General features: G+C 37.3%; 19 protein-coding genes, 1 tRNA gene, 1 other RNA gene and 1 pseudogene. 5 read left to right on the top strand and 17 right to left on the bottom strand.

The genetic code is table 11. From position 1 onward, the window contains the following. Positions 1-247 precede the first annotated feature (247 nt). The 6 genes from ACQKNX_RS25300 to ffs form a co-directional block, all read right to left on the bottom strand. Positions 248-520, bottom strand: a complete 273-nt coding sequence (locus ACQKNX_RS25300) for a pro-sigmaK processing inhibitor BofA family protein (protein ID WP_340821472.1) — start codon at positions 518-520, stop codon at positions 248-250. Between the two features lie 69 nt (positions 521-589). Next, positions 590-805: a YaaL family protein gene (locus ACQKNX_RS25305; RefSeq protein ID WP_401015101.1), complete on the bottom strand. Its 216-nt coding sequence runs from the start codon at positions 803-805 to the stop codon at positions 590-592. Positions 806-818: 13 nt separating this feature from the next. After that, positions 819-1,415: a recombination mediator RecR gene (gene recR / locus ACQKNX_RS25310; RefSeq protein ID WP_228134235.1), complete on the bottom strand. Its 597-nt coding sequence runs from the start codon at positions 1,413-1,415 to the stop codon at positions 819-821. A gap of 11 nt (positions 1,416-1,426) precedes the next feature. Then, complete coding sequence (locus ACQKNX_RS25315) at positions 1,427-1,741, bottom strand: YbaB/EbfC family nucleoid-associated protein (RefSeq protein WP_340821475.1); 315 nt, start codon at positions 1,739-1,741, stop codon at positions 1,427-1,429. A gap of 20 nt (positions 1,742-1,761) precedes the next feature. Continuing rightward, positions 1,762-3,549 (bottom strand): DNA polymerase III subunit gamma/tau, encoded by a 1,788-nt coding sequence (gene dnaX / locus ACQKNX_RS25320; protein WP_427431304.1) that lies wholly within the window; start codon positions 3,547-3,549, stop codon positions 1,762-1,764. A gap of 144 nt (positions 3,550-3,693) precedes the next feature. Beyond that, positions 3,694-3,961, bottom strand: an RNA gene (ffs, locus tag ACQKNX_RS25325) — signal recognition particle sRNA large type. Positions 3,962-4,144: 183 nt separating this feature from the next. Between ffs and ACQKNX_RS25330 the strand changes: the two genes are divergently transcribed. The 4 genes from ACQKNX_RS25330 (at position 4,145) to ACQKNX_RS25345 (ending at position 7,893) form a co-directional block, all read left to right on the top strand. Continuing rightward, positions 4,145-4,237: transfer RNA gene (locus tag ACQKNX_RS25330), tRNA-Ser, on the top strand. Between the two features lie 147 nt (positions 4,238-4,384). After that, positions 4,385-5,647 (top strand): ATP-binding protein, encoded by a 1,263-nt coding sequence (locus ACQKNX_RS25335; protein WP_427431305.1) that lies wholly within the window; start codon positions 4,385-4,387, stop codon positions 5,645-5,647. Beyond that, a complete protein-coding gene (locus ACQKNX_RS25340) occupies positions 5,648-6,526 on the top strand; it encodes a response regulator (protein ID WP_427431306.1) in 879 nt (292 codons plus the stop codon). Positions 6,527-6,618: 92 nt separating this feature from the next. Next, positions 6,619-7,893, top strand: a complete 1,275-nt coding sequence (locus ACQKNX_RS25345) for a cation:dicarboxylate symporter family transporter (RefSeq protein ID WP_427431307.1) — start codon at positions 6,619-6,621, stop codon at positions 7,891-7,893. Positions 7,894-7,940: 47 nt separating this feature from the next. Here ACQKNX_RS25345 and ACQKNX_RS25350 read toward each other — a convergent pair whose 3' ends face one another. From ACQKNX_RS25350 to ACQKNX_RS25400, 11 genes and pseudogenes are all read right to left on the bottom strand, one after another. After that, positions 7,941-8,561: an RraA family protein gene (locus ACQKNX_RS25350; RefSeq protein WP_427431308.1), complete on the bottom strand. Its 621-nt coding sequence runs from the start codon at positions 8,559-8,561 to the stop codon at positions 7,941-7,943. Between the two features lie 243 nt (positions 8,562-8,804). Next, entirely contained in the window at positions 8,805-9,296 is a 492-nt protein-coding gene (locus ACQKNX_RS25355) for a methyl-accepting chemotaxis protein (protein ID WP_427431322.1), read from the bottom strand. A gap of 42 nt (positions 9,297-9,338) precedes the next feature. Next, positions 9,339-9,713, bottom strand: a pseudogene (locus ACQKNX_RS25360) (PAS domain-containing protein); the annotation flags it as partial. A gap of 150 nt (positions 9,714-9,863) precedes the next feature. Then, the gene (locus ACQKNX_RS25365) at positions 9,864-10,394 is read right to left on the bottom strand and encodes a TIGR00730 family Rossman fold protein (RefSeq protein ID WP_427431309.1); all 531 of its coding nucleotides are present in this window, start codon (positions 10,392-10,394) and stop codon (positions 9,864-9,866) included. Between the two features lie 191 nt (positions 10,395-10,585). Continuing rightward, positions 10,586-11,254, bottom strand: coding sequence for a deoxynucleoside kinase (locus tag ACQKNX_RS25370; protein WP_427431310.1), 669 nt, complete (start codon positions 11,252-11,254; stop codon positions 10,586-10,588). Next, a complete protein-coding gene (locus ACQKNX_RS25375) occupies positions 11,254-11,889 on the bottom strand; it encodes a deoxynucleoside kinase (protein WP_427431311.1) in 636 nt (211 codons plus the stop codon). The genes ACQKNX_RS25370 and ACQKNX_RS25375 overlap by 1 nt, the downstream gene beginning before the upstream one ends. A gap of 393 nt (positions 11,890-12,282) precedes the next feature. After that, entirely contained in the window at positions 12,283-14,694 is a 2,412-nt protein-coding gene (locus ACQKNX_RS25380) for a heavy metal translocating P-type ATPase (RefSeq protein ID WP_427431312.1), read from the bottom strand. Positions 14,695-14,775: 81 nt separating this feature from the next. Beyond that, on the bottom strand, positions 14,776-14,982 hold the full coding sequence (gene copZ / locus ACQKNX_RS25385; RefSeq protein WP_427431313.1) for a copper chaperone CopZ: 207 nt from the start codon (positions 14,980-14,982) through the stop codon (positions 14,776-14,778). 61 nt (positions 14,983-15,043) lie between these two features. Beyond that, a complete protein-coding gene (locus ACQKNX_RS25390; protein WP_403058573.1) occupies positions 15,044-15,376 on the bottom strand; it encodes a metal-sensitive transcriptional regulator in 333 nt (110 codons plus the stop codon). A gap of 80 nt (positions 15,377-15,456) precedes the next feature. Then, entirely contained in the window at positions 15,457-16,407 is a 951-nt protein-coding gene (locus ACQKNX_RS25395; protein ID WP_427431314.1) for a cation diffusion facilitator family transporter, read from the bottom strand. Between the two features lie 36 nt (positions 16,408-16,443). Next, positions 16,444-16,779 (bottom strand): ArsR/SmtB family transcription factor, encoded by a 336-nt coding sequence (locus ACQKNX_RS25400; RefSeq protein ID WP_401022456.1) that lies wholly within the window; start codon positions 16,777-16,779, stop codon positions 16,444-16,446. A gap of 162 nt (positions 16,780-16,941) precedes the next feature. Here ACQKNX_RS25400 and tadA point away from each other — a divergent pair, with 162 nt between their 5' ends. Further along, complete coding sequence (tadA, locus tag ACQKNX_RS25405; protein ID WP_427431323.1) at positions 16,942-17,442, top strand: tRNA adenosine(34) deaminase TadA; 501 nt, start codon at positions 16,942-16,944, stop codon at positions 17,440-17,442. The last annotated feature ends 36 nt before the right edge of the window (positions 17,443-17,478 follow it).

The following is a 17,478-nucleotide window of genomic DNA, read 5'->3' on the forward strand; positions in this document are numbered from 1 at the left end:
GATGTCCAAAATTTTGTTTCGTTCACTAACGAAGTTAGCTAATAAAAACTATATTGATTACGTTTTGCTTGTTCAGTTTTCAAGGTTCATTTTGTCGCTTCGTATTTCAGCAACTCTTATATAATACCATCTTTTAAAATCAATGTCAACAATTTATTTTAATTGTTTTTGTTTTATATAAGTTGTTTCAGTTGTTATCTTAACGACTCTTATTACTATATCATAACATTTACAGTTTGCAAGTCTTTTATAAGAAAAATATTAAAAAAGTGATTCCTAGCACACCTGGAATTCCTAATATTGCAATTGTGAACACTGAAAACAGGTTGATAGGGACATTATACCCGCCATATCCAACACCTAAATGGATAATGAATAATAATAAAAACGCAAATGCAAATCGGAACCAAAAAACAGATATCCCTTCTAATACTTTTCCTAATTTAACATGCCTTCCTACTATATAAAGAAAAAGAAGCGCTACAGGTACACAAACACTTACAATTACGATCCACGGCATCCAATTGCCTCCTTCGATAATAATTATGTAAGTTTATGATTCCTATGTCGCTTCTATAACTCTCGACTATTATTTAATTAACACTCGCCGAATTCTAGCTTCTTTAAATAAATAGAAATGTATACTCTCAGCAGCTTTCCGTTGAGCAATAATCTCTAAATCATAATCATTTAGTAATTCTTCAATTACTTTCGCTTGCTGTAAATCTTCTTTTGTTTCTTTAATAAGATTAACAAGCTTTTCATCAAATTCTTTTTTTAGCTTTCCTTTATTGCGGAAGAACATCTCAATCCCTCACTCATAACTCTCGTCGGCCTTCCATTGCCTTCGATAACGTTACTTCATCAGCATATTCTAAATCTCCACCTACAGGTAATCCATGCGCGATACGAGTTGTACGGATGCCTGATGGTTTGACAAGACGAGAAATATACATAGCTGTCGCTTCACCTTCAATAGTAGAATTAGTTGCTAAAATAAGCTCCTGTACAGTTTCATCTTGTAGTCGAACTAAAAGTGAGGCTACATTAATATCCTCTGGACCGATACCATCCATTGGTGAAATAGCTCCTTGTAGCACATGGTACTTACCATGGTAATCACGCATTTTTTCCATTGCAATTACATCTTTAGTATCTTGGACAACACAAATTACAGAAGCGTCACGTTGTTTATCAGTACAAATATGACATGGGTCTATATCGGTAATATTGCCACAAACAGAGCAATAACTTAAATTACGCTTTGCCTCTATTAAAGCTTTCGAAAAGGATAGAACGTCATCCTCTTTCATTGTTAACACAAAAAACGCCAGTCGGGCCGCGGTTTTCGGCCCGATACCTGGCAATTTCATAAAACTATCGATTAATTTAGATATTGGTTCTGGGTAATACATATTGTTACCTCCTAGAATGGAAGGTTCATGCCTTGTGTGAATTTACCCATTGTTGCATTTGTTTTTTCTTCCACTTTTTTAAGTGCTTCATTCGTTGCAACAACAATTAAATCCTGTAGCATTTCGATATCGTCAGGATCAACTACTGAAGTATCAAGATTCACATCTACAACTTCTCGTTGACCTGTAACTGTTACTTTAACCATACCGCCGCCAGCAACACCTTCAAATTGTTCTACATTTAAAGCTTCTTGAGCTTCCATCATTTCTTTTTGCATTTTCTGCATTTTCTTCATCATGCCTTGCATATTTCCCATTCCACGCATAACCTATTCCTCCTAAGTAATCAGTCTTCAATAATTTCAATAAAATCCTTACCAAATAGCTTTTCCGCTTCCGTCACAAGTGGATCTTGTGATGCAAGTGGTTGTGCATCATCGATAAATGGTTCTTCTGGCATTTCTGCCGGTGGTGGTTCTAATAATTCAACGTTCGGATCATCATTCACTAGCTGTTCTTTCTTTTGTTGTAATCCATGATCACGAATGAACTCTTCACGCAACTTTAACCAAGTTTCTTCAGGTGCACAAAGCATTTCATACATCGTGCCCGTTTGACCTGCAATTAATTGTGTAAATTGTGCTTTTAGCGTTTGATTATCAGCAACCATTTGACAATGAATATCATACTTGAATTTTAACACAAAAGCACTCGAAGATGCCGCAACAGGTTCAGCTTCTGCTAAAAGAGCTGATTGTGACTTTTGCAATTGATTTAATGCTTGCGCCCATACAGCTTTTAAACGCTGGACATCTTGCTTTGTCGCATCCTTAAGCACTTCTTGTATACGTCCAGTAGGCGCTTTGTAGCCGTTGGGACTTTTTGCGCGAGGACGTTGTTCTTTTGCAGATTGGACAGATTGTGATGGCGCACCACTTTGTAATTGCGCTGACAATTGTTGCACCATTTGTTCAAGTGCAACTATTTTTTGTGCAAGCTCTGGACTCATTGTCGCTTCGCTTGACGTAACGTTGTGATTTACTACCCCACCTGAAAACTGAGTCATTTTCAGCAATGCCGTTTCCAAATAAATTTTTGTATGATGAGAGAAACGCATTTCTTGTTGTGTTTTCGCTAAAATATCAATGTATCCATAGAGCATATCCGGAGCAAAATCATGTGCCAACGCAAACACTCGCTCTTCCGGCGATACTAGCTCTAACAGTTCAGCTAAATTCTCACTCGTTTGCAAAAGAAGCAAATCGCGGAAAAAGGTAATTAAATCTTCCGACAAGCGCAATGGATCTTTTCCATCTGCAATTAGCTGTTCTAAAAGTGCAAGCATTTGTGCAACATCTTTCACTTTTAACGCTTCTGCTAAATCATAGAAAACATCTTGACTAATTGAGCCAGTGACTAAGAGCGCATCTTCAAGTTTCAGCATCTCGCCACTGAAGGATACAACTTGATCTAACAAACTTAATGCATCACGCATACCGCCAGCAGCTGATTGTGCAATTACTTTAAGTCCTTGTTCTTCAAATGGCAGCTCAATGTCTTCTAATACAACCTTCATACGGTCAATAATATCGTTGGTTGAAAGTCGTTTGAAATCAAAACGTTGGCAACGTGAAATAATCGTCGCTGGTAATTTATGAGGTTCTGTTGTTGCTAAAATAAATACAGCATGTGGTGGTGGTTCTTCTAACGTTTTCAAAAGCGCATTAAAGGCACTTGTAGACAGCATATGCACTTCATCAATGATATACACTTTAAACCTGCTACTTGCAGGTGCGAAACGTACTTTTTCAATAATGTCACGTATTTCTTCCACACGTGAATTAGAAGCCGCATCAAATTCGATAACATCTGGGTGTGAACCATCTGTAATACTTAAACAAGTTGCACACTCATTACACGGTTCACTTGCTGGAGCATGTTCACAGTTTAAAGCCTTGGCAAAAATTTTGGCTGTACTTGTTTTCCCGGTTCCACGAGGTCCTGAAAACAAATATGCATGAGTTGTTTTATTCGCTAGGAGAGCATTTTGCAGCGTTCTTTTGACATGTGCTTGACCTGACATTTCTCGGAATGATTGTGGTCTATACACACGGTAAAATGCTTGATACGTCAATGATTTCCTCTCCTCTTCTTTTTAAATATTAATAAAACCATTATAGCATCGGCTACCTTGTTTATAAAATAGTGGCCTTTTTTGAATATAAAAAAAACGCATTCGCCTACAGTAGACGAATGCGTTCGAATTGGCAATTTAATGCCGTGCACCTTTCTTCGACAGCCGCACATAAGCGTTACTCTTGTCGTTAGCTCAGATTAGGCAACCCCGCGGCACATGAATAAGGCCACTTAATGCTGCTTCCTTCCGGACCTGACATGGTTCATGGGTATCCATTGCGCAGGACCCAATCGTCAACACTACGTGCAAAAGGCAGACCAAACAATACGGACAGCCTCGAAAAAGGAATTCAGTCTCGCTAGAGCGGATTGCGAGTTACAGGACACCGCTACCTTCCCACCTAGCACGGCAATAACTAGTATACTTTCAGTTCTCATAAAATGCAACGAATTGCACAAATTATTTAAATTCGTTCTTACAAAATAATATAAGTATTATAAACAAACATTATTTTTTTAAAAAAGATGTTGACGGAAAAATTAAAACATGATAAATTAGTTCTTGTCGATAAGACAGCACAGCAATATAACATGGAGGTATACCCAAGTCTGGCTGAAGGGATCGGTCTTGAAAACCGACAGGCGGGTAACACCGCGCGGGGGTTCGAATCCCTCTACCTCCTCCATTTTTTAAAATACCGACTACATAATGTAGCCGTTTTTTTTTTGCTCAAAATTGTATGTCATACTTATTAAATACCACTTCCTTTTAGGTTGTGGTATTTTTTTATTAGCTATTTTGCTCTACTAATAATTTAGGGAGGATTTTAAATATGTACTTGAAGTTTTTTTTATCTCGCACTTCCCTCACATGGATTTTATTAATTGCCATATTAACTGCTCTCGGTAGTGAAATTAAAATTATCCCATTCGCTAATACTTCTTTTCGTTTTGGGTTGGGAACTATAATTTTCTTTTTATGCACACTACTTAAACCAACACCTATTATTTTTGCTGGCATCGCAACAAGCATTGTAACTACTGCTTTACGAGCGGCTATTAGTTTTTATACACAAAACATATCCATATTAGAAGGTATTTATATTCATTTACCTGCAGCTACATTTTATTTATTATTTGCAATATGTCTGCAGTTTTTAAATATCCATCAATATCGTGAAAAGCCACTTAAGTTAGGATTACTTGTAGCGCTAAGTGAGGTTATTAGCAATTTAGCGGAACAGTTGCTACGTTTCTTTGTACAATCGTATACAATTTTATTCATTCATGACCTTCTCATCCTATTAGCTGTTGCTTTGTTACGAAGCTTTTTTGTTGTCGGTATTTATAGCTCTATTTTAATTGCTGAGCAAAAAAAGCGGGTACAAGAAATACTTACTATTGGTTCAGACTTATATGTAGAGACACTTTATTTAAAAAAGTCTATGAATCATATTGAAGCAATTACCGCTAATGGATTTGATTTATATCGCCAATTAAAAGCTCAGGGCAATCGCTCAGAAAGTATACAGGCACTTCATATTGCCCAGGAAATTCATGAGGTGAAAAAAGATTCCCAACGTATTTATGCAGGTATATCTAAGATTGTCGGCGATAAGAGCTTTGGCTCTCTAAGATTATCAGAATTATTACATTATATAGAAGACGGTAATAGTAAATATAGTGAATTACTCGGTAAAGATATTCAATTTAACATTACTTTAAAGACCGATTTTCTAACGAATGAACATATCGCCCTTCTAGCGCTATTAAACAATTTAACTGCCAATGCCATTGAAGCAATAGAAGGACAAGGTGTCATATCAATTGATATTCAGCAACAAGAGGTTGATACTGTAATAACAGTTAGTGATGATGGAAAAGGAATCTCCGAAAGTGATCTTTCTATTATTTTTGAACCTGGCTATACGACAAAATATAATGTCGAAGGTGTAGCAGCTACAGGAATTGGACTTTCACATGTTGCTGAATTAATTTCTAAATTAAACGGCTCTATTTCAGTTGAATCAAATAACTTTAAAACAGTGTTTAAAATTATAATTCCTACGCAAACTATTCAAACGGGAGAGACTTAAATGAGGTATTTTATTGTAGATGATGATCGTGCAAGTCGCGTGATGCTAAAACAAATTATTGAAGATAGTGGTTTAGGTACAGTCATCGGCGAAGCACGTAATGGAGTGGACGCCATTCCTCAAATATTAATGACACAGCCAGAGTTTGTGCTAATCGATTTACTTATGCCTAAGCTTGATGGTATAGCTACAGTGGAGAATCTTCTTCAAAATCGATTTGAAGGACAATTTATTATGATTTCTCAGGTTGTAAATAAAGAAATGGTTGGTGAGGCGTATGAACAAGGTATTGACTTCTTTATCCATAAACCGATTAACCGTATTGAAGTTGAAAATGTTTTACGTAAAACTACAGAACAATTCCGCCTAAAAAACTCTCTTTTAGTTATTCGGCAATCGCTGACTAACATCGACCTAAGTGAGCAGATAAACAATAAAGCCACATCACGAGATCATATCCAATCTATTTTAAATGATATGGGTATTGTCGGTGAGATTGGCAGCGAGGATATTATAGCGATTATTGAAACATTGCTAGCACATCAACATAAGATTGCACCACTGCCTCCTTTAAAAGAGCTCTATGAGGAAATAGCAGCTGTTACGAAGGCCACCCCAGATGAAATATTAAAAGAGAGCAAAGCCATTGAACAGCGAGTGCGTCGAACAATTTTAGCAGCGATGATTAATCTCGCCAATTTAGGGGTAGTCGATTATACAAACTCAGAATTTGAATATTATGCACCTCGATACTTTGACTTTAAAGAGATTCGTCAGCTCATGACACAGATTGAAGACCATGGAAATCGCAAAGCAAAGGTCAATATCAAGAAGTTTATACAGGTGTTATATTCAGACATTTTAACAAAAGTAAATTAATTTTCTCGGATTTTGTCGGATTTTATAAGTCCTCCGTATTATTAAAGTAAGGCATGTCCTAAAAATTTTAATATAGGGGAGGAATTAAGATTTTGAAAAAGAAATTTAAACTCAGTTTAGCCGCTCAAATTCTAATCGGTTTAATTTTAGGGATTATTGTTGGTGGTATCTTTTATGGTAACCCCAAAATTGAGACATATTTACAACCACTAGGAGATATTTTTCTACATCTAATTAAGATGATTGTGGTACCTATTATTATTTCGACTTTAATTGTTGGTGTTGCTGGAACTGGAGACATTAAACAGCTCGGAAGATTAGGCGGAAAGACGCTTATATACTTTGAAATTATTACAACAGTAGCAATTGTTGTTGGATTACTTTCAGCAAACCTGTTTCACCCAGGTGCTGGCATAAATATGAACGAACTTTCGCAAGGGGATATTTCGAAATACGTTACAACAACTGAAGAAGTACAGCATGAAGGACCATTTGATATTATTGTAGGCATTGTACCAACAAATATTATTCAATCAATGGCTGAAGGCAATATGCTTGCTATCATTTTCTTCTCTGTTATTTTTGGTTTAGGGGTAGCTGCAATTGGGGAGCGAGGAAAACCAGTTTTAGACTTCTTCCAAGGTGTAGCAGACGCGATGTTCTGGGTAACTAACCTTGTAATGAAATTCGCTCCAATTGGGGTATTTGGTTTAATCGGTGTAACCGTTTCCAAATATGGGTTTGCTTCCCTCATCCCGCTTGGTAAGCTTGCAATACTTGTTTATGCAACGATGATATTCTTCATCTTCATAGTACTTGGTCTTGTAGCAAAATTTGCGGGAGTCAACATTTTCTACTTGATTAGAGTATTAAAAGACGAATTAATTTTAGCATTCTCCACTGCTAGTTCGGAAGCCGTATTACCACGTGTAATGCAGAAAATGGAGAAACTAGGTGCACCGAAAGATATTGTTTCCTTTGTTATTCCTACAGGTTATTCCTTTAACTTGGATGGTTCAACATTGTATCAAGCGATCGCTGCATTATTCATTGCCCAAATGTATGGTATTCATTTAAGCATTGGGGAACAAATTACGTTAATGCTAGTGTTAATGGTTACATCTAAAGGAATTGCAGGTGTACCAGGCGTATCATTCGTAGTATTACTTGCAACTTTAGGTACTGTTGGTATTCCAATCGAAGGCTTAGCATTCATTGCAGGTATTGACCGTATTCTTGATATGGGACGTACAGTAGTAAACGTAATCGGTAACTCTTTAGCGTCATTAGTAATGGCGAAATGGGAAGGCCGCTTAGATAAAGAAAAAATGAAAAACTACTTTAAAAACAATGAAAATTTAGCTTAATACCAGAAAAAATCCTCACGATGGACTAATGCATCGTGAGGATTTTTTTATTTTCCTAATACTTTATCTAAATACGCAATAATAGACTCTTTGCCGTTTGCATGTGCTTCTTGAGCACGCACTTCATCCTTTTCCACTTTCAGCTCAGCGGCCGCTACAATGCGCTCCGCATCCTCCTGTGGGACAACAATGACGCCATCGACATCGCCAATAATATAATCACCAGGCTGCACTGTTACACCGCCAATAGCAATTGGCACATTGACTTTACCACCACCATTTTTATTGCCAGCAGCAACAGTAGTACCAAGTGCAAATACAGGGAAATCCAACTCTCGAATGGCAGCAATATCACGAATAACACCGTCTACTACAAAGCCCTGTACACCAATACCTTTTGCTAAGGACATAACAAAATCCCCTGCTACAGCTCGATTTGTATTCCCCTTTGCATCAATAACTAAAATATCGCCCTCATTAGCAGCTCGAATGGCTTCAAGTACAGCTCCATTTTCCCCGTCTGGTAAACGTACAGTAACCGCTCGCCCTGCTATTTTAAAATGATCCGCTAACGCTTTAATATTACTTCGTAAATTTGTATGGCCCCCGGTTGCATCTGAAATTGCTGTAGTTGGTAAATGTTTGAAACTTACTTCCACCTTTGTCATGCACAACACCCCTATTATGATTTATGAAGCCCTTCCACAATTATTGTAAATAAAATGCAGCTACTATTTCAATATATTTAGGAAACTTTTGGTATTATTTATAAAGAAAATAGATGATTCAATGTTGTTTTCACGAATGGTATGGCTAATTCCTCGGTATCCTACCTACCCTAACTACTTTTATCAGAAGTTAAAAAAGCCTGAGGCATTGTTGGCATAATTGCCACTTGCCGCACGCTTGTTTTAAATTATCTCAATAAATTGTTTTGATCGTTCATCTAATGCCTCTGCAGCAGAGGCAATTTCAGCAAAATCACTTGTCGTTACATTTATTTGCCCATTTGACTTTTCAACTTCTTCAGAAATGCGTGTAATGCTTTCCGTAACTTGCCCGATTTCACGAACAATTCCTTCCACATTTTCTTTCACTTCTGAAATGGATTGCTCAACTCTTACTGAAAGTTTCCGAACCTCTTTCGCTACAACATCAAAACCTCTTCCGTACTCACCAGCTCTTGCGGCTTCAATTGCTGCATTTAAAGCGAGTAAGTTTGTTTGTGATGCAATACCTTGAATGGTTTTTACAATACCTTTAATAGATTCCGCCTGATTTTGTAATTGGGCAAGATTTTTTACATTCTCTGAAGATTCCTTCGATACTTGTTGAATAGTTTCAAGTAAACTCTCACTATTTTTTATGCCTGCCTCTGAACGACTATAAAGCTCGGTGGACATTTGCTTCAACTGATCTGCTACATTGACTATCGTTTTTTGACGATTCGTAACATTCGTTGCGATTTTAGATACGCCAATGACTCTTCTTGAGTTATTCTCAAATACAGGCATATAAGTCGCCTCAAGCCAAACACTATTGCCTAGCGCATCCATTCTCTCAATTTTATCCTGATAGCTATTACCCGCTGCTAGGTTGCGCCAAAATTTTTCATAGTTAGGGCTTTTTAAAAAGTTAGGAAAACAAAATTCTCTATGGTCTTTTCCTATCATTTGCTCTACTGAATAGCCCATCGTTTTCGCAAACAGCTCATTTACATAAGCCACTTTACGATTCATATCAAAACGGATAATAGCTATATTACGTTCAATTGCTTGAACGACTAAATCATCTGTGACTTGTGTATCATTCTTTTTCATTTAATCCACCTCCATCGTCCCAATTTACTAGTGTGAGTCATCCCGCACTTTCTTTTATGAAAAATTATATTGTTATATATTATAATATAACTAATTGCATATTAAAAATACTATAAATTTTCATTTTTGGTACTATAATCATATTATTTTTTATTCTATCAATGTTAAAACTTCTTCCGCTGTTGTGGCTACACGAATTAATGCTTTGTGTTCTGCGCGGATAAAGCCTTCCTCTAACATTCGATTAAAATGCTGTAGTAGCGCATCATAAAACCCATTCACATTAAATAAAATAACCGGCTTTTCATGCAATCCAATCTGGGCCCATGTAAATACCTCAAAATATTCGTCCAATGTACCGCCACCACCTGGCAACGCAATAAAGGCATCCGCTAAATCCACCATTTTTGCCTTTCGTACATGCATTGACTCTACGAAATGAATTTCTGTCAGTGCAGCATGAACGACTTCTTTTTTCTGTAAATGGGTCGGCATGACACCAATAACTTCTCCACCTGCTATTAATGTAGCATCTGCAACTTTCCCCATTAATCCTATTTTAGAGCCCCCATATACAACACCATGTCCATTTTGCGCTAAAACCGTTCCTAACTCAGTTGCTTTTTCAGCATAGATGGGATTAACGCCTAATCCTGAACCACAATATACCGCGATTTTCATAGTCATTCCTCCTATTACAAAAGACGTGATAACAATAGGCTTCGTATTGTCTCACGTCTTTTGGTCTTTTAATTTTTATTTAGTCTTACAATTTTTATTTTAAAAACAAGTCATGACTTGTTTACACCTGCCGCTTCGCTTTCGGCCAGAACGCATGGCTATCCTTACTTTAAAGCATTGAAAAAAAACTCCTATTTTCGTAAATGACTTGTTTGTTTTAGCATATGACTGATGCGGCTCACAATTGATTCAATTGCGTCAGGATTTTTCATTAAATCATAATCATTAATATCTAAACGTAGTACAGGACATGAATTAAAATTATTGATCCAATCTTCGTAGCGCTCATGCATTTCAATCCAATAATCATTTGGTGTTTGCTGCTCCATCTCACGGCCACGCTCTTGAATACGGCCAATTACATCATCAATTGGCCCCTCTAAATAAATTACTAGGTCGGGATGTGGGAAATAAGGTGTCATCACCATGGCATCAAATAAATTACGATATGTCTCGTAATCTATTGGACTCATCGTCCCTTTATCAAAGTGCATTTTTGCAAAAATCCCTGTATCTTCATAAATAGAGCGATCTTGCACAAAGCCACCACCATATTCGAAAATACGCTTTTGTTCTTTAAAACGTTCAGCTAGGAAATACACTTGTAAATGGAAGCTCCATTTTTCAAAGTCATCATAAAATTTATCTAAATATGGATTTGTGTCTACTTTTTCAAATGATGTACGGAAGTTTAGTGCTTCTGCCAGCGCCTTTGTCATCGTTGACTTTCCTACACCTACTGTCCCAGCAATTGTAATGACAGTTTGTGGGGGAATATCGTATTTCTCTCTCAAATTCATTATTGCAAGCTCCTTTGTTGTAACGTATCTTCAATTGTTTTTAAAACATATTGTAAATCTTGCGGATTTTTCACAAAATCAAGTTGATCTCCGTTGAATCGAATAACGGGAATTTCGGGATGCATCTTCTCAAAATGTTCAGTAAAGGTATGATAATCTGCTACCAGTTGCTCCATGTATTCACGGGAAATCATTTTCTCAAATTCACGCCCTCGTTTGGCAATACGTTGCATTAACGTATCTACGCTAGCATGTAAATAAACAACTACATTTGGCACAGGCATATCTTTCGTTAAAATTTGATAGATTTCTTCATACTTTTCATACTCAGCAGGTGCCAACGTACGCTTCGCGAAAATTAAATTTTTAAAAATATGATAGTCAGATACCACTGCCGTTTTTTGTGCTAACCGCAATTTTTTGATATCTGTTAATTGCTTATAGCGATTACATAGGAAGAACATTTCCGTTTGGAAGCTCCATTCCTCAATATCTTCATAAAACTTATTTAAAAACGGATTTTCGTCTACAATTTCCTTTAATAGATGGTAATTAAATGTCGCTGATACCTCTTTTGCCAAAGAAGTTTTGCCTACACCAATCGGACCTTCTACCGCAACAAATGGAACCGTCACTAGAAGTTCCTCCTTTATGTTTAGAATTCTATGAGTCAATTATGCCCTTATTTTAAGGCTATATTGTATAAAACTAAAAATGAATCAGTGCTTTTCATTGTATCATAGTGAGAAAATGAAAAACAGAATCAACGTGAATCTCAATTTTTAACATTTTTTAATATGCACGCTTAATAGATAATCCAATAAAAAAAGACCCACCGTAGTGGGTCCAGACTTTAGACAAATACTGCTGTAAATTTCCACTACGGTGGGCGTTTTCCGCGGGCATACTATAAACTTTCCCCTCGTAATTCGCTCACTTTGTTGCATCTTACGGTACTGCGTTCTAAGGAGGTATCTTCGTGGACTTTTACTTGGAAAATTGTTTGAGAATTGTTTGAGTGCCTGGCACTATAATTTCACTCGTTGTAAACGCAAGGCATTTAATACAACAGATACTGAGCTGAATGCCATAGCTGCGCCTGCTACCCATGGTGCAAGTAGACCCATTGCCGCTATAGGTATACCTAATGTATTATAAGCAAATGCCCAAAATAGATTTTGTTTAATATTGCGCATTGTTTTACGACTCATAATGATTGCTTCCGCAATGCTATTTAAATCTCCACGAATTAACGTAATATCAGCGGCTTCCATTGCTACGTCTGTACCTGTACCAATAGCCATCCCAATATGTGCTGTTGCTAATGCAGGTGCATCATTAATGCCATCCCCTACCATCGCTACATTTTTACCTGCAGCTTGAAGTTTTTTCACTTCATCGGCTTTTCCTTCTGGGAGTACTTCCGCGATAACATGATTAACACCAACCTCATCTCCAATTGCCTGTGCAGTCCGTTTGTTATCGCCCGTCATCATAATGACCGTAATACCCATTTCCTGTAAACGATGAATAGCTTCTTTGGAAGTATCTTTTACCGTATCCGCTACAGCAACAAGACCAGCATATTGACCATTAATAGCAGCCAACATTGCAGTTTTACCGCTCTCCTCGAAATGCTCCATTGTTGGCAATATATGCTCAATATTAATATCGTATTGTTGCATTAATTTACGTGTTCCGATTACAACACCTTGACCAGAAACTGTTGCTTGCACACCATAGCCTGGAATTGCCTCAAAAAATTGAACATCGCCAAGCTCGATACCTTTATCCTCAATTCCTTGAACAATTGCTTGTGCTAACGGATGTTCCGATTGTTTCTCCGCTGCGCCAATTAATGAAAGAACATGTGCTTCCTCTTGATTGGCTGCTAGTACGACGTCCGTTAACACCGGTTTTCCGTGTGTAACGGTACCTGTTTTATCGACAACGACTGTATCAATGCGTTGCGTTTGTTCTAAATGCTCGCCACCTTTAAATAAAATACCAAATTCAGCAGCCCGACCTGAGCCTGCCATAATAGATGTTGGTGTCGCTAAGCCAAGCGCACAAGGGCAAGCAATGACTAGCACAGCTATTAAAACTTCAAGTGCCGGTGTAAACTCTCCTGGTTTTACCCATAGAATCCAAATAAGGAAAGTGACAATAGCAATACCAACAACAATTGGTACAAAAATGCCGGAAATTTGGTCTGCTAAACGTTGAATAGGTGCTTTTGAGCCTTGTGCATCTTCAACGACTTTTATAATTTGTGCAAGTGCTGTATCACGTCCAACTTTTGTAGCCGACATTTTCACAAAACCATTTTTATTAATTGTTGAACCGTATAATAAATCGCCTTGCTTTTTATCGACCGGTAGACTTTCCCCAGTTAGCATGGATTCGTCAACGGCCGTTGTACCCTCTAAAACGGCACCATCAACTGGAATTTTCTCACCTGGCTTCACTAATAAAATATCACCTATTACAACTTCCTCTAACGGTACTTCTTTTTCTACGCCGTCGCGCACAACGATAGCGGATTTAGCTTGAAGGCCCATTAGTTTTTTTATAGCTTCCGATGAGCGACCTTTAGCTTTTGCCTCGAATAATTTACCTAATAATATTAACGTAATTAAAATGGCGCTCGTTTCAAAATATAAATGTGGGCCGTGATGCGAATTGATTGTGACAATTGCTTGATAAACACTGTAGAAATACGCCGCAGAGGTCCCCATAACGACAAGAACATCCATATTGGCACTTCCATTACGTAGTGCTTTATATGCCCCTACGTAAAATTGTCTCCCTATAATAAATTGAACCGGAGTAGCTAACACTAATTGCACCCAAGGATTCATTAAAAAATCAGGGACGTATAAAAATGATGTAAAAGAAAAGTGGCCAACCATCGTCCAAAGTAATGGTAGCGAAAGAATGGCAGAGAAAATAAGTTTTTGTTGCTGTTGTTTTATAGCCTTTTCTCGATAATCTTCGGTTGCTTGCTCATCCGCCTTCTGATGAGCCCCATATCCTAATTTCTCTACCTTTCCGATAATGTCAGATACAGAAACTTCTGTTGGATTAAATTCGATTGTTGCTTTTTCAAGAGCCAAGTTTACAGAAGCCGTTGAAACGCCTGACAGTTTATTTAAACCTTTTTCTATGCGTGTGGCACAAGCAGCGCACGTCATACCTGTAATATCTAGTTCCGCTTTTTGTTTCACCACACCATAACCTAATGCTTCAATCTTTTTTTCAAAATCTGCTTCACTCAATTTTGCTGGATTATATTTTATAGAGGACTTTTCAAGCGCTAAGTTTACAGTTGCTTGCTCGACACCCTCCATTTTTTTTAATCCTTTTTCTATTCGAGTAGCACATGCTGCACAAGTCATACCTGTAATTTGTAAATTCGTTTCCTTGAACTCAGAACTCATTACCTTTCCTCCTCATCACATACCGACTAGGGGTATATAGATTTGAAAATAATAGAGTGCTTTTTGAGCACCCTACTTATCTTATTCTACCTCATAACCTTGATCGTCAATCGTTTCTTTAATTTGCGCAAGTGATACTTGTGCGTCGTCAAATGCTACATCTACCAAACCATCAGCCAAATTTACTTTTACTTGTTCTACACCAGCTAGTGCACCGACACTTTTTTCTACTGAATTAACACAATGTCCACATGACATTCCTTGTACGTTTAATGTTACGTTTTTCATAAATACCTCTCCTTTAAGTTAAATTAAAATGCTATATAAGAGTATATACCCTAAAAAATTATTATTTTTTCATTAATTTTTGAATGGTCACTACTAACTCATCTAGGACCGCTTCATCACCTTCAGATAGGCGATCTACGACACAGCCTTTTAAATGACCTTCTAATAAAATTTTCGCTACGCTATTTAAAGCTGATTGCGTGGCAGACAACTGCGTTATAACATCATCACAGTAAACGTCCTTTTCGATCATCCCCTTAATGCCTCGGATTTGACCCTCGATTCGATTTAAACGAGTCGTTAAATCCTTTTTTACGCGCTCAGGGTGGTGACTTTTTCGACACGACGCAGTTTCTTCCGTATGACAAGCATCATCTTTCACTGTGTCCTCCAACTGCTTCACCTCCTATTTGATTATTATCATACTATACCCACGAAGGGTATGTAAAGTAGGCAATTTACTTTTTTTATTTTTTAATCATGATCGTGATGAGCTTGCTCACTTTTTATATTACATAAAATTGACTCATCATGACGATTCGCTACCGTTTCCAGTTGTATCGTTACATGCTTTATACCCTTATGTTCAAGATTATGTTCAATTTCTCGTAATATATGCTCGCTTTCCCCAATGCTTAGTTGGCTATCGACAACTGCATGACAGGAAAGTGCATTTGTGCCACTAGTAATCGTCCAAATATGAAGGTCATGGATACTTTGTACAGCTTCATTTTGCTCCATTATTTGAATGATTTCCTGTACATCAACATTTGACGGTGTTCCTTCCATCAGAACATGGATAGCGGCCTTTGTTACAAAATATCCACTACGTAGTACCAATACTGCTACAATGACACTTGCGAGCGGATCTGCCCATCCCCAGCCGAAAAACATTATAACTAATGCAGCGATGATGGCACCTACAGAGCCAAGCATATCGCTAAGAACATGTAAAAATGCTCCGCGCATATTTAAATTGTCTTGTGTATCGCCACCGCGCATCATAATCCAAGCAACTAAAATATTTATTAGAAGGCCAATTACACTAATAATTAGCATCCCTGTCGTTGCCACTTCTGGAGGATTAGCAAAACGCTCAATTGCTTCATAAAAAATAAATAATGCTATTAATATTAATGTCACGCCATTTAATACTGCAGCTAAAATCTCGAACCTTTTATAGCCATATGTTTTACTAAAGCTAGCTACTTTTTCTCCAAACATAAAAGCAAGTAGTGCAATCGCTAATGAAATTGAATCACTTAGCATATGTCCAGCGTCTGATAAAAGCGCCAAACTATTTGTTAAAACCCCACCAATCGCTTCAACAACCATATAACTCGTAATGATTATAAAGGATAACAAAAGTACCTTTTTATTTGCGCCATGTGTATGATCATGGCCGTGATCGTGATTATGCCCCATAGTTTTCCCCTCCAAAAATTTATTAATACAAAACTTTTAGTTGTGCGTCGCGTGTTCAATTGCTTGCTTCAATAAATTCATGATGTGATCATCATCTTTTGAATAATATAAGCTTGTTCCTTCTCTCCTGAATTTTACTAATCTTAAATTTTTTAAAAATCGTAACTGATGAGATACGGTTGATTGACTTAAGTCTAATATTTCAGCGATGTCATTGACCGAGTGCTCATCTGAACATAATAAATTTAAAATACGTATTCTTGTCGGATCACTCAATGCTTTAAACGTTTGAGATACAACAAATAGCGTTTCTTCATCTAAGTGCTGTCCCTTTCCGCTCTCTATTTCTACCTGTTTAACTTGTTCATCCATATTCCGTTCCCCCAATATTGTATTTATATATGAGCATGTGTTCATATATAAATATATATGGTTATTTTAGTAATGTCAATTCAAAGCAAAACACAAAACCCCACACGCGTGATACACTATTTGTAAGGAGAGATACTAGTGGATAATTATGAAACAGACCTTATGTTTATGGGCCAAGCCTTAGAAGAAGCTAAAAAAGCTGCCTTGCTTGGCGAGGTGCCAATAGGAGCCGTTCTTGTATATGAAGGAGAAGTCATTGCTAAAGCACATAATCTACGTGAAACAACCCAAAATGCTACAACGCATGCTGAATTAATGGTTATTCAAGAGGCATGTAAAAAAATAGGTAGTTGGCGCCTTGAACAAACAACACTCTATGTCACATTGGAACCTTGCCCCATGTGCGCAGGTGCCATTTTGCAGTCACGAGTGCCTCGTGTTGTATATGGTGCGAGAGATATAAAAGCTGGATGTGTCAATTCGCTCTATCATTTATTAAACGATGCCCGTTTTAACCATGAATGTGATGTTACAGAAGGTATTTTGGCTGAAGACTGTGGTCAAATTTTAACCGACTTTTTCCGAGTATTACGTGAACGAAAAAAGGCGGAGAAAAAAGTACGTAAAATGGCTGAAAGCACAGGATCTTGTGAATCATTGTAATTTAAGTTCTTTTGCTCTAATAAGAAAAAGGTACTT

Source organism: Lysinibacillus sp. NPDC093712 (assembly GCF_050280025.1).
GTDB lineage: Bacteria > Bacillota > Bacilli > Bacillales_A > Planococcaceae > Lysinibacillus.

What these genes read in the sequence shown, in the direction of transcription:
- ACQKNX_RS25400 (WP_401022456.1), bottom strand. Translation starts at nt 16,779, where the DNA reads ATGGATGAACAAGTTAAACAGGTAGAAATAGAGAGCGGAAAGGGACAG.
- ACQKNX_RS25370 (WP_427431310.1), bottom strand. Translation starts at nt 11,254, where the DNA reads ATGAATTTGAGAGAGAAATACGATATTCCCCCACAAACTGTCATTACA.
- ACQKNX_RS25335 (WP_427431305.1), top strand. Translation starts at nt 4,385, where the DNA reads ATGTACTTGAAGTTTTTTTTATCTCGCACTTCCCTCACATGGATTTTA.
- recR (WP_228134235.1), bottom strand. Translation starts at nt 1,415, where the DNA reads ATGTATTACCCAGAACCAATATCTAAATTAATCGATAGTTTTATGAAA.
- tadA (WP_427431323.1), top strand. Translation starts at nt 16,942, where the DNA reads ATGTTTATGGGCCAAGCCTTAGAAGAAGCTAAAAAAGCTGCCTTGCTT.
- ACQKNX_RS25350 (WP_427431308.1), bottom strand. Translation starts at nt 8,561, where the DNA reads ATGACAAAGGTGGAAGTAAGTTTCAAACATTTACCAACTACAGCAATT.
- copZ (WP_427431313.1), bottom strand. Translation starts at nt 14,982, where the DNA reads ATGAAAAACGTAACATTAAACGTACAAGGAATGTCATGTGGACATTGT.
- ACQKNX_RS25365 (WP_427431309.1), bottom strand. Translation starts at nt 10,394, where the DNA reads ATGAAAATCGCGGTATATTGTGGTTCAGGATTAGGCGTTAATCCCATC.
- ACQKNX_RS25300 (WP_340821472.1), bottom strand. Translation starts at nt 520, where the DNA reads ATGCCGTGGATCGTAATTGTAAGTGTTTGTGTACCTGTAGCGCTTCTT.
- ACQKNX_RS25380 (WP_427431312.1), bottom strand. Translation starts at nt 14,694, where the DNA reads ATGAGTTCTGAGTTCAAGGAAACGAATTTACAAATTACAGGTATGACT.
- ACQKNX_RS25305 (WP_401015101.1), bottom strand. Translation starts at nt 805, where the DNA reads ATGTTCTTCCGCAATAAAGGAAAGCTAAAAAAAGAATTTGATGAAAAG.
- ACQKNX_RS25355 (WP_427431322.1), bottom strand. Translation starts at nt 9,296, where the DNA reads ATGTCCACCGAGCTTTATAGTCGTTCAGAGGCAGGCATAAAAAATAGT.
- ACQKNX_RS25315 (WP_340821475.1), bottom strand. Translation starts at nt 1,741, where the DNA reads ATGCGTGGAATGGGAAATATGCAAGGCATGATGAAGAAAATGCAGAAA.
- ACQKNX_RS25395 (WP_427431314.1), bottom strand. Translation starts at nt 16,407, where the DNA reads ATGGGGCATAATCACGATCACGGCCATGATCATACACATGGCGCAAAT.
- ACQKNX_RS25340 (WP_427431306.1), top strand. Translation starts at nt 5,648, where the DNA reads ATGAGGTATTTTATTGTAGATGATGATCGTGCAAGTCGCGTGATGCTA.